The organism is Mesorhizobium sp. M7A.F.Ca.CA.002.15.2.1, assembly GCF_003998715.1.
In the GTDB taxonomy this organism is placed as follows: domain Bacteria; phylum Pseudomonadota; class Alphaproteobacteria; order Rhizobiales; family Rhizobiaceae; genus Mesorhizobium; species Mesorhizobium ciceri.
This window is the reverse complement of record NZ_RZPI01000096.1, coordinates 1-11,609: the sequence shown is the minus strand read 5'-3', so window position 1 is coordinate 11,609 and position 11,609 is coordinate 1. Positions and strand designations below refer to the sequence as shown.

The following is an 11,609-nucleotide window of genomic DNA, read 5'->3' as shown; positions in this document are numbered from 1 at the left end:
CCTTGGCCAGACGTCCCTCCCAGTCGGTGCGCGGCTTGGCGCCGGTTTTACCGGCGGCGCGCCATGCGTCAAGGATGTCGGCCGGAATCTCGAAGGGCGGCGAGTCCCAGTTGAAGAATTTGCGCGCACCGGCGATCTCGTCGGCGCCGAGCGGCGAACCGTGCGCCTTGTTGGTGCCGGCCTTGGTTGGAGCGCCGAAGCCGATGGTCGTCTTGCAGGCGATCATCGTCGGCTTGTCGGAGTGACGAGCGGCTTCGATGGCATAGGCGATGGCTTCCGGATCGGTGCCGTCGATGTGGCTGGCGTTCCAGCCCGAGGCCTGGAAGCGGGCGACCTGGTCGGTGTTGTCGGCAAGCGAGACCGGGCCGTCGATCGAGATGTTGTTGTTGTCCCAGAAGACGATCAGCTTGTTGAGCTTGAGATGGCCGGCAAGCGCGATGGCTTCCTGGGAAACACCTTCCATCAGGCAGCCGTCACCGGCCAGTACGTAGGTGTAATGGTCGACGAGGTCGTTGCCGAAGGCTGCGTTCATGATGCGCTCGCCGAGCGCGAAGCCGACCGAATTGGCGAGACCCTGGCCGAGCGGGCCGGTGGTCGTCTCTATGCCGGTGGCATGGCCGTATTCGGGATGGCCGGCGGTCTTCGAGCCCAACTGGCGGAAATGCTTGATCTGGTCGATCGTCATGTCCTCGTAGCCGGTCAGGTGCAGCAGCGAATAGAGCAGCATCGAACCGTGGCCGGCCGACAGGATGAAGCGATCCCGGTCGGGCCAATGGGGGGCCTTCGGATCATATTTCAGGAACTTCGTGAACAGCACCGTGGCGATGTCGGCGCAGCCCATGGGCAGGCCGGGATGGCCGGAGTTTGCCTTCTCGACGGCGTCCATGGAGAGAAAGCGGATCGCATTGGCCATCCGGTCATGTTGTTCACGCGACGTCATGGTTCCTCCAGAAGTGGGGGTTTGGGGGCTTGGGAGAGCCCTTGAAAAGGGTGCGCGACACATAGCAGGCGCGGGCTTTTAGTCAACAAATCGGGTGCACATTTGCCGGTCTTGTGATGCCGGCGGCGGACCTACATTAGCGTTAGCGGGGGACAGTCGCGAGAGCTTTGTTGACGTTGCCTTCACCCGGTGCCTAATGTTTCAGGGATAACGCGTTCTGAACGTGAACGATTCGGTGATGGGCAGGGCACAGGACGAAGGCCATGACCGGGGAAGCCACACTCAAGGAAGTCATCGCGAGGCTGGGCAAGGCCATCGAGGGGCTGGAAAACGCCGTCGCGGCCAAGCTCGAGCATGAACGCGACTACTCCGAAGCCGAGGCCGAGGTGCAGCGGATGAACGCCGATCGCTCGCGGCTGGCGCAGGAACTCGACAATTCCGAAGCGCGCGCCGAACGGCTGGAAGATGCCAACAAGGAAGTCTCGCGACGTTTGGTGACCGCCATGGAAACCATCCGCGCCGTGTTGGACAGATAGGAGCTGGCCCGATGGCACAGGTCACGGTTTCAATCGACGGCAAGCAGTATCGCATGGCCTGCGACGAGGGCCAGGAAGAGCATCTGATCGATCTTGCCGAACGTTTCGACCGCTATGTTTCACACCTGAAGGACTCGTTCGGCGAGATTGGCGATCAGCGGCTGACCGTGATGGCCGGCATCATGGTGATGGATGAACTCTCGGAGTTGCAGAAACGCGTCAAGGGCATGGAAAGCGAAGTGCTGACCTTGCGCAAGACCCGCGACGAGGCTCTGACCAAGGCCGACAAGAGCGATAGCGTGCTGACCAACGCGCTCAGCGCGCTGGCACAGCGCATGGAAGACCTGACTGTGACAATGGCGGTCAACAAGAGCTGAGGCAGGATCTCTCCTGTCCAGCCCAACAGGCTCTCATCCGCGTGCCGAGCATTCGGCAGCATAAAAATGCTCGCCTGCCACCGACAAGAGTTTCATATTGTCTTGCAGTCACGATTTTTGCGCTAAGATGCAACGATGCCCGGGCGGGGCAGTTCGATGGAAGCATGGGTTGCCGTTTGTCGTTCCTCGCTGCCGACGGGTTCCGTTTACAGGGGAGATGTACCATGAGCCTTCGTATCAACGACATTGCGCCGGATTTTACCGCCGAGACCACGCAAGGGACGATCAAATTCCACGACTGGATCGGGGACGGATGGGCGATCCTGTTCAGTCATCCCAAGAATTTCACGCCGGTCTGCACGACCGAGCTTGGCACGATGGCGGGGCTCGAAGGCGAATTCAAGAAGCGCAACGTCAAGATCATCGGCATTTCGGTCGATCCGGTCGAAAGCCACGGCAAGTGGCAGGACGACATCAAGACGGCGACCGGCCATTCGGTGAACTACCCGCTGATCGGCGACAAGGACCTCAAGGTCGCCAAGCTCTACGACATGCTGCCGGGCGGTGCCGGCGAGACGTCGGAAGGCCGCACACCGGCCGACAATGCCACGGTGCGCTCGGTCTATGTCATCGGACCGGACAAGAAGATCAAGCTGGTGCTGACCTACCCGATGACCACGGGCCGCAACTTCGATGAGATCCTGCGTGCGGTCGATTCCATGCAGCTGACCGCCAAGCATCAGGTGGCGACGCCGGCAAACTGGAAGCAGGGCGAGGACGTCATCATCACCGCTGCCGTCTCCAACGAGGACGCGATCAGGCGCTTCGGCGCTTATGAGACCATCCTGCCGTATCTGCGGAAGACCAAGCAGCCCTCTGCCTGACCGCTCCTCGGAACAGTTTTTGGCTTTCCTGTCGCCGCGAGCGAAATGATACTTGACTGGCTCACCCGAGCGGACAACCATGCTCCTCTCGGGTGTCGTCAGAGAAAATCATTCCTGACGACCGAGAGTTGGGGAAGCCAGAATTGGACGTAGCTTTGGCCAGGCCGCAGGTCAGCGGCTTCTACGACAAGCCGACCGGGGCCATCCAGTATGTCGTCGCCGACCAGGCGACGAAACGCTGCGCCATCATCGATCCGATCCTCGATTTCGACGAGAAATCCGGTGCTACGGCAACGACGAATGCCGATATCCTGCTCGACTTCGTCAGCGAGCAGGGGCTGAGCGTCGAATGGATCCTCGACACCCATCCGCACGCCGATCATTTCTCGGCGGCGCACTATCTGAGGGAGAAGACCGGAGCGCCGACAGCGATCGGCGACAGGGTCGTCGACGTCCAGAATTTGTGGAAGGCGATCTACAACTGGCCGGATTTTCCCGCCGACGGTTCGCAGTGGGACAGGCTGTTTGGTGAAGGCGAAACCTTCACGGTCGGCACGCTTCCGGCCAAGGTGCTGTTCTCGCCCGGCCATACGCTGGCGTCGATCACCTATGTGATCGGCGATGCCGCCTTCGTCCACGACACGCTGTTCATGCCCGACAGCGGCACAGCGAGGACGGACTTTCCCGGCGGCAGTGCCGCGCGGCTCTGGCGCTCGATCCAGGACATACTGGCGTTGCCGGACGAGACGCGGGTGTTCGTCGGTCATGACTATCAGGCCGGCGGCCGCGAACCCTTGTGGGAAAGCACGGTCGCCATACAGAAGGCGACCAACACCCATCTTGCCGCCGTCCGCAGCGAGGCCGAGTTCGTCGCCCTGCGCGAAGCGCGCGACAGGACGCTGCCGATGCCGCGGCTGATCCTGCATGCGCTGCAGGTCAACATGAATGGCGGGAGGCTGCCCGAACCCGAAGCGAATGGCCGGCGGTATCTAAAGTTTCCGCTGGATGGGCTTTGAGAGATCGCTGCCGGCGAAGCTGCAATCTCCCCCTTGCAGGGGAGATCGGATGTCGCCTCCGCTTTCGCCAACCACACAAGAAAAAAGCGGCGCCAGTTTCCTGGCGCCGCCTTTAGATCTTGTTGCCTTTAGCCGGCTTTAGGCTGCGGGCTGCGCCTCAATGGTGCGCAGCGCCTGGGTCTGGCGCTTGGCGGCGGCCTTGACCGCATCCTGCACCTTCTCGAAGGCGCGCACCTCGATCTGGCGCACGCGCTCGCGGCTGATGTCGAATTCGGACGAAAGCTCTTCCAGCGTCAGCGGCTCCTCGGCGAGGCGACGGGCCTCGAAGATGCGCCGCTCGCGCTCGTTGAGCACGGCAAGAGCGCCCGACAGCATGCCGCGCCGGTTTTCCAGCTCGTCCTGCTCGATCAGCATCTCTTCCTGGCTTTCGTGGTCGTCGACCAGCCAGTCCTGCCACTCGCCGGACTCACCTTCGCTCGCCCGGATCGGGGCATTGAGCGAGGCATCGCCCGACAGGCGGCGGTTCATCGACACCACTTCGGCTTCGGAAACGTTCAGCCTGGTGGCGATCTCGGCGATCTGATCGGGCTTCAAGTCGCCGTCGTCGAGCGCCTGGATCTTGCCCTTCACCTTGCGCAGGTTGAAGAACAGGCGCTTCTGGTTGGCGGTCGTGCCCATCTTGACCAGGCTCCACGAGCGCAGGATGTACTCCTGGATCGAGGCCTTGATCCACCACATGGCATAGGTCGCGAGGCGGAAGCCGCGCTCGGGTTCGAATTTCTTGACGGCCTGCATCAGGCCGACATTGCCTTCCGAGATCACTTCGCCGATCGGCAGGCCATAGCCGCGATAGCCCATGGCGATCTTGGCGACGAGCCTGAGGTGGCTGGTGACGAGCTTGTGCGCAGCGGAGGTGTCTTCATGCTCGGCATAACGCTTGGCGAGCATGTACTCTTCCTGCGGCTGCAGCATGGGAAAGCGGCGGATTTCTTCCAGGTAGCGGCTGAGGCCGCCTTCGCCGGAAACGATACTGGGTAATGACTGGGCCATGATAGCGCCCCCTCTCTATTGGAGTGATGCCCCCGAAACGCGGCGGGCATGTGACGCGAGCACCAAAAGGCTCGCCCGCGACATCGGATCTTATACAGGAACAAAACCAGAAAAGACAGGCATTTGTTCAACACGAAACAGTGTGTCACGGTGAAGTGAACAATGTCAGTCAGGTTTTTTGATGGCTTGTCGGTGACGGGTTCAGAGTTTGCGGAAGCCGCCGACGAGTTCCTCCATGTCCCTCGGTAACGGCGCCTCGAACCTCATCGTTAGATGGGTAGTGGGGTGGCGAAATGCAAGGAGCCAGGCATGCAAAGCTTGCCGGGGAAATGCCTTGACCTGGCTTTTCAGCGGTTCCGGCAGCCGGTTGGCCTTGGTGCGGAAGGCCTGGCCATAATCGGGGTCGCCGATCACCGGATGACCGATATGCGCCATGTGGACACGGATCTGGTGGGTGCGGCCGGTCTCCAGCCGGCATTCGACCATGCTGGCGGTGGCGAACTCCTGTTGGCTCTCGCCGAAGCGCTCCTGCACGGCAAAGTGGGTGACCGCATGGCGGGCGTCGTCGCGTCCTTCCGGCACCACGGCACGGCGCACGCGGTCGGCGGCGCGGCCGAGAGGCGCGTCGACCCTTCCGGTCGGCCTCTGCGGTATGCCCCAGACCAGCGCCAGATAGGCACGTTCGAGATCGCCGGTGAGGCCGTGATCGGCGAAAGCCTCGGAGAGTGACTTGTGGGCGCGGTCAGTCTTGGCGACCACCATGACGCCGCTGGTCTCCTTGTCGAGGCGGTGAACGATGCCTGGCCGCCGCACGCCGCCAATTCCGGAAAGGCTGTCGCCGCAATGATGGATCAGCGCGTTGACCAGCGTACCGGTCCAGTTGCCCGCTCCGGGGTGCACGACAAGCCCGGCCGGCTTGTTGATGACAATCAGCTCGTCGTCCTCATAAAGCACATCGAGTGCGATGTTCTCGCCCTGCGGCTCCGCCGGCTCCGGCTCCGGCATGGTAACCGACACGCTTTCGCCCGGCGCCATCTTGCGCTTGGTCTCATCGATCAGCTTGCCGTCGACCGAGACCGCGCCCTGCCTGATCAGCATCTGCACGCGGCTGCGTGACATGTCCGGACCAAGCCTTGCCGCCAGCCACTGGTCGAGGCGCTGACCGGCCGCGTCCGCATCCGCCACCAGCACGGTCGGTACCGCCTCTATCAATTCAGGGGCCTCTTCGTTATGAGCGCTCATTGAAAAACCGTTCCGGAACTGTTTGCCATGGCCAGCCCGATCGCCGAAGAAGACCAGGATAAGCCGCTCGACCCCGAGGTCGAAAAGGTGCGCAGGAAACTCGTCCGCTTCGTCGGGATCAATCTCGGCCTGCTGTTCCTCGCCCTTATGGTGGTGATCGGCGCCCTTGTCTACAAAGCGCGCAATGCACCGCCGGCGAACCCGCCGCTGGCCGGGGATATCCAGACACCCGCCGGCGAACCGGTCAGCGGCGACATCGTGCTGCCGGTCGGGGCCAAGGTGGTCAGCCAGTCGCTGTCCGGCAACCGTGTCTCGATCGACGCCGAGCTTGCCGACGGCAGCCGCACGATCTTCGTCTACGACATCACTGAGCGACGCCTGATCGGCCGCTTTGCGATCCGCAACAAGTGACCGAGCCGCAACGATGAACGGCAGCAGGCCCATGAGCAAGCCTCGGGGATGAGCGGGTTCGCCGAACATCGTCGCGTCGCCACGGTCGCCCTGGTCGTCGCCAATTATGACGAGGCGATTGCCTGGTATGTCGAGAGGCTGGGTTTCCTGCTCGTCGAAAATGTCGATCTCGGCGGCGGCAAGCGCTGGGTCACAGTGGCGCCGGCCAACGGGCAGGGCGCCAGGCTGCTGCTGGCCGAGGCTTCCGACGAGGCGCAAAGCAAAAGTATCGGCGATCAGACCGGCGGGCGTGTCTTCCTGTTCCTGGAAACCGACGACTTTGCCCGCGACCACGCGGCGATGCTGGAGAAGGGCGTCGAATTCCGCGAAGCACCGCGCTTCGAGCCCTACGGCACGGTGGCGGTTTTCGCCGATCTGCATGGCAATCTCTGGGATCTGATCGAACCGAAACGATAGGCTGACGGCCGGCTTTTCCTCGACCGGGGAAAGCGGCCTAACCCCAGTTGCTTTTTCCCAGCGCTCAGCCTATATCGCCGGTTCTTGAACGCGCCCATCGTCTAGCGGTCAGGACACCGCCCTCTCACGGCGGGAACAGGGGTTCGATTCCCCTTGGGCGTACCAAGTTTTTCGACAAATTTGCAGGATGCCGTCGATTTCGTTTCTGAAGTCGCGGAGCCTCGATACTGTGGCGTCCGGGAAACCCGCTCTGCACAGGTAGCCGCAGCCTTAAAAACTCCCAGTGGCACCAACCAACCCGGCCTTTATTTCATTCGTCTGGCAAATGTTAACGGACGCGAAACCGGAACCTTAACGTCCCCGCAACTCACGGCGAATATTAGTTTTCGCTTTAGTAGCTGTAGGAGGTTGAAATGCAGAAAATAGCTTATCGTTTCGCTTGGGACGAGTCTGGCGCGACCGCGATCGAGTATGGCTTGATCGCAGCTCTCATCGCGCTCGCGATCATCACCGGCGCCGGGGCGGTTGGCAATTCGCTCAACGGGATCTTCACGACCGTCGGCACTACGGTCAACAGCAGCGGCTCGTAAGTCGGTACATCAATTCGGTCGGCTATCGGCCGGATTCGCCGATCTCAGCCTCCAAAGCGCAGCGCGTACGTGCTTCCGATGCCGGGCATCGGAAGTGCGGACGGCGCACTTTCCATCGGTCGGCTTTATCCGTTGCGTCACCGCGTTCGTCGCTTCTGGCGCCGCGGAGCTGTTTGCATTAGCATCACGTCATGGATCCTGGGGTACGGCTCCAGCGGCGCGCAGAACGCCGCGCTGTCCTTAGGGCCAGTTGATCCATGGGGGAGGAAGGCCAATGCAGAAGCTGCAATCGCAGGGCGTCCATCACATCACGCTGGTCGGCGCCGGGCGCCAGACCTCTATCGATTTCTGGGAAGGCGTGCTCGGCATGCCGTTCATCTTCGAACAGCCCAATCTCGACAAGCCGAGGGAAAGCCACCTCTATTTCGATCCCGGCGACGGCCGGCTGATCACTATCTTCACCGACGAGAGCCGGACGCCGGAGAAGCGGCGCACGCCTACCGATCCGGGCTGTGTTCACCACATCGCCTTTTCGGTGTCGCGCGTCACCTTTCTGCAGGCGGTCTCCCGGCTTGACGAGCGCGGCATCAAGCACAGCGGCGTCAAGGATCGCGGTTTCATGGATTCGATCTATTTCGAGGATCCGCTCGGCCTGCTGATCGAGTTGGCGTCCTACCGCTTCGAACCGCCGGCGGGCTTCACCCATGCGGATGTGCTGATGGAAGCGCACAGGCTGCGGGTCGGGCGCGGCGACTACAACATCGCCGAAGTGCATCTCGCCGATGCGATCCAGACGCTCGTAGAGCGTTCCCGTGCCACTCTGTCGGACGATCGGGCGCCGAAGAACCCATACTGAACAGACCAGAGGGAGGAACAAGATGGCCAAGACAGCGACGAAGACTGCCGGGAAATCCGCGGCCAAAGCTGCCGCCAAGCCGGCGGCGAAAGCTGCGGCAACGCCAAAAGCCAAGGCGGCCGCCAAGCCTGCGGTGAAGGCGACGGCAAAAGCCGCGCCCAGGGCCAAGGCCAAGCCGGCCAAGAAGCCGGCGCTGAAGCTCAGCATGCTGAAGCCCAGCGTCAACAACATGACCGTGCGGGTGTTTGCGCGCGCGGCGGGTTTCGACCACGCCGAGACCGATGCCTGGGGCCACACCCGTTCGCCGGAGTTCATGGCGCGAAATCCCGCCCATTTGACACCGATGATCGAGGACAAGGGCCTGCCCAGAGGCGTGCTGTGGGAAAGCTGCGCTATCATGCAGTATCTCGCCAACAAGCACGGGTTGGAGAAATTCTATCCGAAGGCGCCGGCCAAGCGGGCGATGGTCGACAGTGCGATGTTCTACCTGATCGGCACGCTCTACCCCTATGTGGCGCGCGCCACCTATCCGGCGCTCGGCTTCCCGCACTATGCCGGCGAGGTCGGCCACAGCGACGCCCATCCCGACAAGAAGTCCGAAGCCCAGAAGGCGGCGATGGCGGCGATTGCCGAGCCGCTGGAGGTCTTCCACTCGTTCTTCAGGGACGGCAAGCCGTTCATCGGCGGCAAGCATCCGTCGATCGCCGATATCCGGCTGGCGGCGACGCTCGAATTTCTGGCCGTCATCGACTATGCCTTGCCCAAATGGGCGAAGGACTATGTGGCGGCGATTGAGAAGAAGCTCGGCAAGGCCTATAGCGAGCCGGCCGGCGACGTGCGCGGTTATATCGCCCATGTGAAGTCCCAGGCCAAGGCCTGAGCTTAAGGGTTCGTTAACCAAAGCCCTGTCTACTGCAGGCAATTCGCTTTCGGCCCGCGACCACGGATGTACTGGCGCAGAACGTCGCAGCGATAGGAAAGGTCGGCGCAATGCCGGCCTTTTGCTTTTCGCACGCTTTGTTCGACGCAATTCCCAAGGGAAAAGCGTTATGCGCTTTTCCGGGAAAACCGTTTCACACTTAACCGGCATTGCTTTATCGCCAGGCGCGATCGAGCAGCGATCAGACCGCGCAAGCCCAGTCAGGTGTCGCTTTTTCGGCGTCAAGTTTGCCGAGAGATATTGCCATTGCCGACGTTGGCCCTACCATCCATTGAGCGTCCCAGATGGACCGTGGTCAGGCGTGAGGGCTGGCGATGAAAAGCGTTGCGAGACGGATTGCGGTTGCGGGCGTGGTGCTGGCGGGCGCTGTTCATGCGTCAAGTGCAGCTGAACTCAACACGATGGACGATGTCGGGGCCGCGATCCAGGCTTGCTGGACACCGCCGGCGGGAGCGGGAACCGCCAGCGTCACCTTGAGCTTCAGCTTCAAGCGGGACGGCACGCTGATCGGCCCACCGAGGCCGACAGCCATCAAGGTGGAAGGCGATGCCAAGGCGAAGAAGTCCTTTGTCGACGCCGCAACGACCGCCTTGCAGAATTGTCTGCCCCTGACCTTCTCAGCGAAACTGGCGCAAGGCATCGCCGGCAACGTGTTCACGTTGCAATTCGCCTCTCCCAAGTAGGCACCCGCCGCCGGCTCAATGGTGACTGCGCCGTGCCGCGGCATGCCGGGCAAGATCGGGCGTTTCGAAGACGTAGTCGTTCCAGGCCGATTCCGGAACCTGACCGGCCAGATAGCATTCCAGCAACAGGCTTTGTTCGGGATTGAGAGGCCTTGGCGCGCGCTGATCCAGCCCCAGCGAGTGAAACAGGTTTCTTGTCAGGTCCGAGACGGTGAAGTGGATCGACATCTGCGTTCTCCCTTTGGTCCTTCAACGCGGAAGACCGGGCAAAGGTTTCGAACGCCTGGCGATAATGGCGGTCCGTTTCGTTGCAGGTCCGCGGCGAGGGTCGGGCTTGCGCTTTCCTTTGAGGTTCGTCTCAATCTTGAAATAAAAATGTAATATCGAATTTACACGAGATGACATAATACAATAGACAAAAGCTTACCCCGGCTGAAGTTCTTGAGATAATTAGAGTTTACTCATATAGCTGAAACTTGTGTAAGTTATGGACTGTAATTCCGGGTTCTCCGCAAAAAGGACCGAGTTGTCCCGATGATCCGTTTCTGGCCTTCCATGGTGGTCGCATTGATTTCGCTGGCGGCGGTTTTGTTCGGGACGCTTCCGTCCTACGCGGACAGCTGCGGCGCGATCAGAAGCCAGTTGCTTTCGGGTGGCCGCAGCAACGGGGCGAACCCGGAGCTTGCTCAACTGCGCCGGCAACTTGCAGCCATCCAGACTATCGAGAGACAGCGCCAGTGCACGGCGAAAAGTTCGCTTGGTGGTCTCTTCAACGCTTGCGCCGATCTCGCCAGGAGCCGCTCGGATGTGCAGCGCCGGATCGCTGCCGCCGGGAATTCAGGCCGCGACACGGCGGGTCTGCAGGCGCGCCTCGTGGCGCTTGGCTGCGCGCCTTCGGCAAAGCAACGGTCTGCGCGCGCCGCGCCCGGCACCCAATCGGCGAGCACCACGTTCGGCGGCAATGCGATGCTGTTTTGCGTGCGTCTGTCGGACGGGTATTTCTTCCCGGCGCCAAAGTCGCAATTCGCCGCCAGCGGTGATCTGAAGGAGACGGCCGATCAATGCCGTTACATCTGCGATGACCCCAGCGTCGACCTCTACACGTTGAACGATGCCAGCCTCGAAACCGACCAGATGGTCGCGCTCGACACGCGCAAGCCTTATACCGAACTGCCGGCAGCCTTCAGATATCGCGATGATGCGAATTTCAAGGCATGCGACGTCAAGCGATACTACCAGCGGGTCACCGAACTGCGAGCCAGGACTGTGACGCCCGCCAACATGCGCAATGCCATTATTCCGCTGCCGACGGCGAAGCCGGATCTCGGCACGGTTGCGGCCGTCCCTGGAATCGATGCCGAAGCGCCAGGTGCCGCCCAGCACCTTTCGATCGAGGCCGGCAAGCGGTCGGTGCGCGTGGTCGGCCCGGCGTTTTTCCCGGCCGAATGATCGCCGGCTTCCCCAATTGGCGATCACCGGTTGCGGCGTGCCTGCTGCGATGCGGTTGCCTGATCCGGCTGGAACAGAGAGGCGCTCATGGCGTTGTGATCGACATCAGCCGGGAGAAACGCCGTGGCTACGTTCCGGGAAATGCGGGTACTGGAGATCGTCGAAGATGACTCGCTGAC

Annotated in this window: 15 protein-coding genes and 1 tRNA gene; 12 read left to right on the top strand and 4 right to left on the bottom strand. The window is 61.8% G+C overall.

The annotated features are described in order from the left end of the window. A partial coding sequence (locus tag ENZ74_RS08515; protein ID WP_245470939.1) for a thiamine pyrophosphate-dependent enzyme occupies positions 1 to 940 on the bottom strand: 940 nt, incomplete at its 3' end. 263 nt (positions 941 to 1,203) lie between these two features. On the opposite strand from ENZ74_RS08515, the gene ENZ74_RS08510 reads away from it, so the two are divergent. The 4 genes from ENZ74_RS08510 to ENZ74_RS08495 all read left to right on the top strand — a co-directional run bounded on the left by ENZ74_RS08510 (position 1,204) and on the right by ENZ74_RS08495 (position 3,753). After that, the gene (locus tag ENZ74_RS08510; RefSeq protein WP_013529251.1) at positions 1,204 to 1,476 is read left to right on the top strand and encodes a DUF4164 domain-containing protein; all 273 of its coding nucleotides are present in this window, start codon (positions 1,204 to 1,206) and stop codon (positions 1,474 to 1,476) included. 11 nt (positions 1,477 to 1,487) lie between these two features. Then, positions 1,488 to 1,853, top strand: coding sequence for a cell division protein ZapA (locus tag ENZ74_RS08505; RefSeq protein ID WP_013529252.1), 366 nt, complete (start codon positions 1,488 to 1,490; stop codon positions 1,851 to 1,853). Between the two features lie 224 nt (positions 1,854 to 2,077). Further along, on the top strand, positions 2,078 to 2,737 hold the full coding sequence (locus ENZ74_RS08500; RefSeq protein ID WP_013529253.1) for a peroxiredoxin: 660 nt from the start codon (positions 2,078 to 2,080) through the stop codon (positions 2,735 to 2,737). Between the two features lie 143 nt (positions 2,738 to 2,880). Next, a complete protein-coding gene (locus ENZ74_RS08495; protein WP_063169154.1) occupies positions 2,881 to 3,753 on the top strand; it encodes an MBL fold metallo-hydrolase in 873 nt (290 codons plus the stop codon). A 138-nt stretch (positions 3,754 to 3,891) separates the two neighbouring features. Here the strand turns inward: ENZ74_RS08495 and rpoH are convergent, their stop codons facing one another. Together rpoH and ENZ74_RS08485 are read right to left on the bottom strand one after the other, a co-directional pair. Next, entirely contained in the window at positions 3,892 to 4,803 is a 912-nt protein-coding gene (gene rpoH / locus ENZ74_RS08490) for an RNA polymerase sigma factor RpoH (RefSeq protein ID WP_013529255.1), read from the bottom strand. Between the two features lie 201 nt (positions 4,804 to 5,004). Further along, on the bottom strand, positions 5,005 to 6,045 hold the full coding sequence (locus ENZ74_RS08485) for an RluA family pseudouridine synthase (protein ID WP_013529256.1): 1,041 nt from the start codon (positions 6,043 to 6,045) through the stop codon (positions 5,005 to 5,007). Positions 6,046 to 6,072: 27 nt separating this feature from the next. On the opposite strand from ENZ74_RS08485, the gene ENZ74_RS08480 reads away from it, so the two are divergent. The 7 genes from ENZ74_RS08480 (at position 6,073) to ENZ74_RS08450 (ending at position 9,981) form a co-directional block, all read left to right on the top strand. Next, positions 6,073 to 6,456 carry a fimbrial protein gene (locus tag ENZ74_RS08480; RefSeq protein WP_013529257.1) on the top strand — a complete coding sequence of 128 codons (384 nt, stop codon included), beginning with the start codon at positions 6,073 to 6,075 and terminating at the stop codon, positions 6,454 to 6,456. Between the two features lie 48 nt (positions 6,457 to 6,504). Continuing rightward, positions 6,505 to 6,912, top strand: a complete 408-nt coding sequence (locus tag ENZ74_RS08475; RefSeq protein WP_063169153.1) for a VOC family protein — start codon at positions 6,505 to 6,507, stop codon at positions 6,910 to 6,912. Between the two features lie 90 nt (positions 6,913 to 7,002). Then, positions 7,003 to 7,077: transfer RNA gene (locus tag ENZ74_RS08470), tRNA-Glu, on the top strand. A gap of 248 nt (positions 7,078 to 7,325) precedes the next feature. Then, positions 7,326 to 7,502 (top strand): Flp family type IVb pilin, encoded by a 177-nt coding sequence (locus ENZ74_RS08465; protein ID WP_063169152.1) that lies wholly within the window; start codon positions 7,326 to 7,328, stop codon positions 7,500 to 7,502. Positions 7,503 to 7,776: 274 nt separating this feature from the next. After that, a complete protein-coding gene (locus tag ENZ74_RS08460; protein WP_013529260.1) occupies positions 7,777 to 8,358 on the top strand; it encodes a VOC family protein in 582 nt (193 codons plus the stop codon). A 22-nt stretch (positions 8,359 to 8,380) separates the two neighbouring features. Next, on the top strand, positions 8,381 to 9,238 hold the full coding sequence (locus ENZ74_RS08455; protein ID WP_013529261.1) for a glutathione S-transferase family protein: 858 nt from the start codon (positions 8,381 to 8,383) through the stop codon (positions 9,236 to 9,238). A gap of 374 nt (positions 9,239 to 9,612) precedes the next feature. After that, positions 9,613 to 9,981: a hypothetical protein gene (locus tag ENZ74_RS08450; RefSeq protein ID WP_063169151.1), complete on the top strand. Its 369-nt coding sequence runs from the start codon at positions 9,613 to 9,615 to the stop codon at positions 9,979 to 9,981. A 15-nt stretch (positions 9,982 to 9,996) separates the two neighbouring features. Here the strand turns inward: ENZ74_RS08450 and ENZ74_RS08445 are convergent, their stop codons facing one another. Further along, a complete protein-coding gene (locus tag ENZ74_RS08445; RefSeq protein ID WP_013529263.1) occupies positions 9,997 to 10,209 on the bottom strand; it encodes a hypothetical protein in 213 nt (70 codons plus the stop codon). A 306-nt stretch (positions 10,210 to 10,515) separates the two neighbouring features. Here ENZ74_RS08445 and ENZ74_RS08440 point away from each other — a divergent pair, with 306 nt between their 5' ends. Continuing rightward, positions 10,516 to 11,430 carry a DUF2865 domain-containing protein gene (locus tag ENZ74_RS08440; protein ID WP_063169150.1) on the top strand — a complete coding sequence of 305 codons (915 nt, stop codon included), beginning with the start codon at positions 10,516 to 10,518 and terminating at the stop codon, positions 11,428 to 11,430. The last annotated feature ends 179 nt before the right edge of the window (positions 11,431 to 11,609 follow it).

Coding starts and splice junctions, on each gene's coding strand:
- ENZ74_RS08475 (WP_063169153.1), top strand. CDS start 6,505: ATGAGCGGGTTCGCCGAACATCGTCGCGTCGCCACGGTCGCCCTGGTC.
- ENZ74_RS08510 (WP_013529251.1), top strand. CDS start 1,204: ATGACCGGGGAAGCCACACTCAAGGAAGTCATCGCGAGGCTGGGCAAG.
- ENZ74_RS08450 (WP_063169151.1), top strand. CDS start 9,613: ATGAAAAGCGTTGCGAGACGGATTGCGGTTGCGGGCGTGGTGCTGGCG.
- ENZ74_RS08500 (WP_013529253.1), top strand. CDS start 2,078: ATGAGCCTTCGTATCAACGACATTGCGCCGGATTTTACCGCCGAGACC.
- rpoH (WP_013529255.1), bottom strand. CDS start 4,803: ATGGCCCAGTCATTACCCAGTATCGTTTCCGGCGAAGGCGGCCTCAGC.
- ENZ74_RS08505 (WP_013529252.1), top strand. CDS start 1,488: ATGGCACAGGTCACGGTTTCAATCGACGGCAAGCAGTATCGCATGGCC.
- ENZ74_RS08440 (WP_063169150.1), top strand. CDS start 10,516: ATGATCCGTTTCTGGCCTTCCATGGTGGTCGCATTGATTTCGCTGGCG.
- ENZ74_RS08465 (WP_063169152.1), top strand. CDS start 7,326: ATGCAGAAAATAGCTTATCGTTTCGCTTGGGACGAGTCTGGCGCGACC.
- ENZ74_RS08455 (WP_013529261.1), top strand. CDS start 8,381: ATGGCCAAGACAGCGACGAAGACTGCCGGGAAATCCGCGGCCAAAGCT.
- ENZ74_RS08480 (WP_013529257.1), top strand. CDS start 6,073: ATGGCCAGCCCGATCGCCGAAGAAGACCAGGATAAGCCGCTCGACCCC.
- ENZ74_RS08460 (WP_013529260.1), top strand. CDS start 7,777: ATGCAGAAGCTGCAATCGCAGGGCGTCCATCACATCACGCTGGTCGGC.
- ENZ74_RS08445 (WP_013529263.1), bottom strand. CDS start 10,209: ATGTCGATCCACTTCACCGTCTCGGACCTGACAAGAAACCTGTTTCAC.
- ENZ74_RS08485 (WP_013529256.1), bottom strand. CDS start 6,045: ATGAGCGCTCATAACGAAGAGGCCCCTGAATTGATAGAGGCGGTACCG.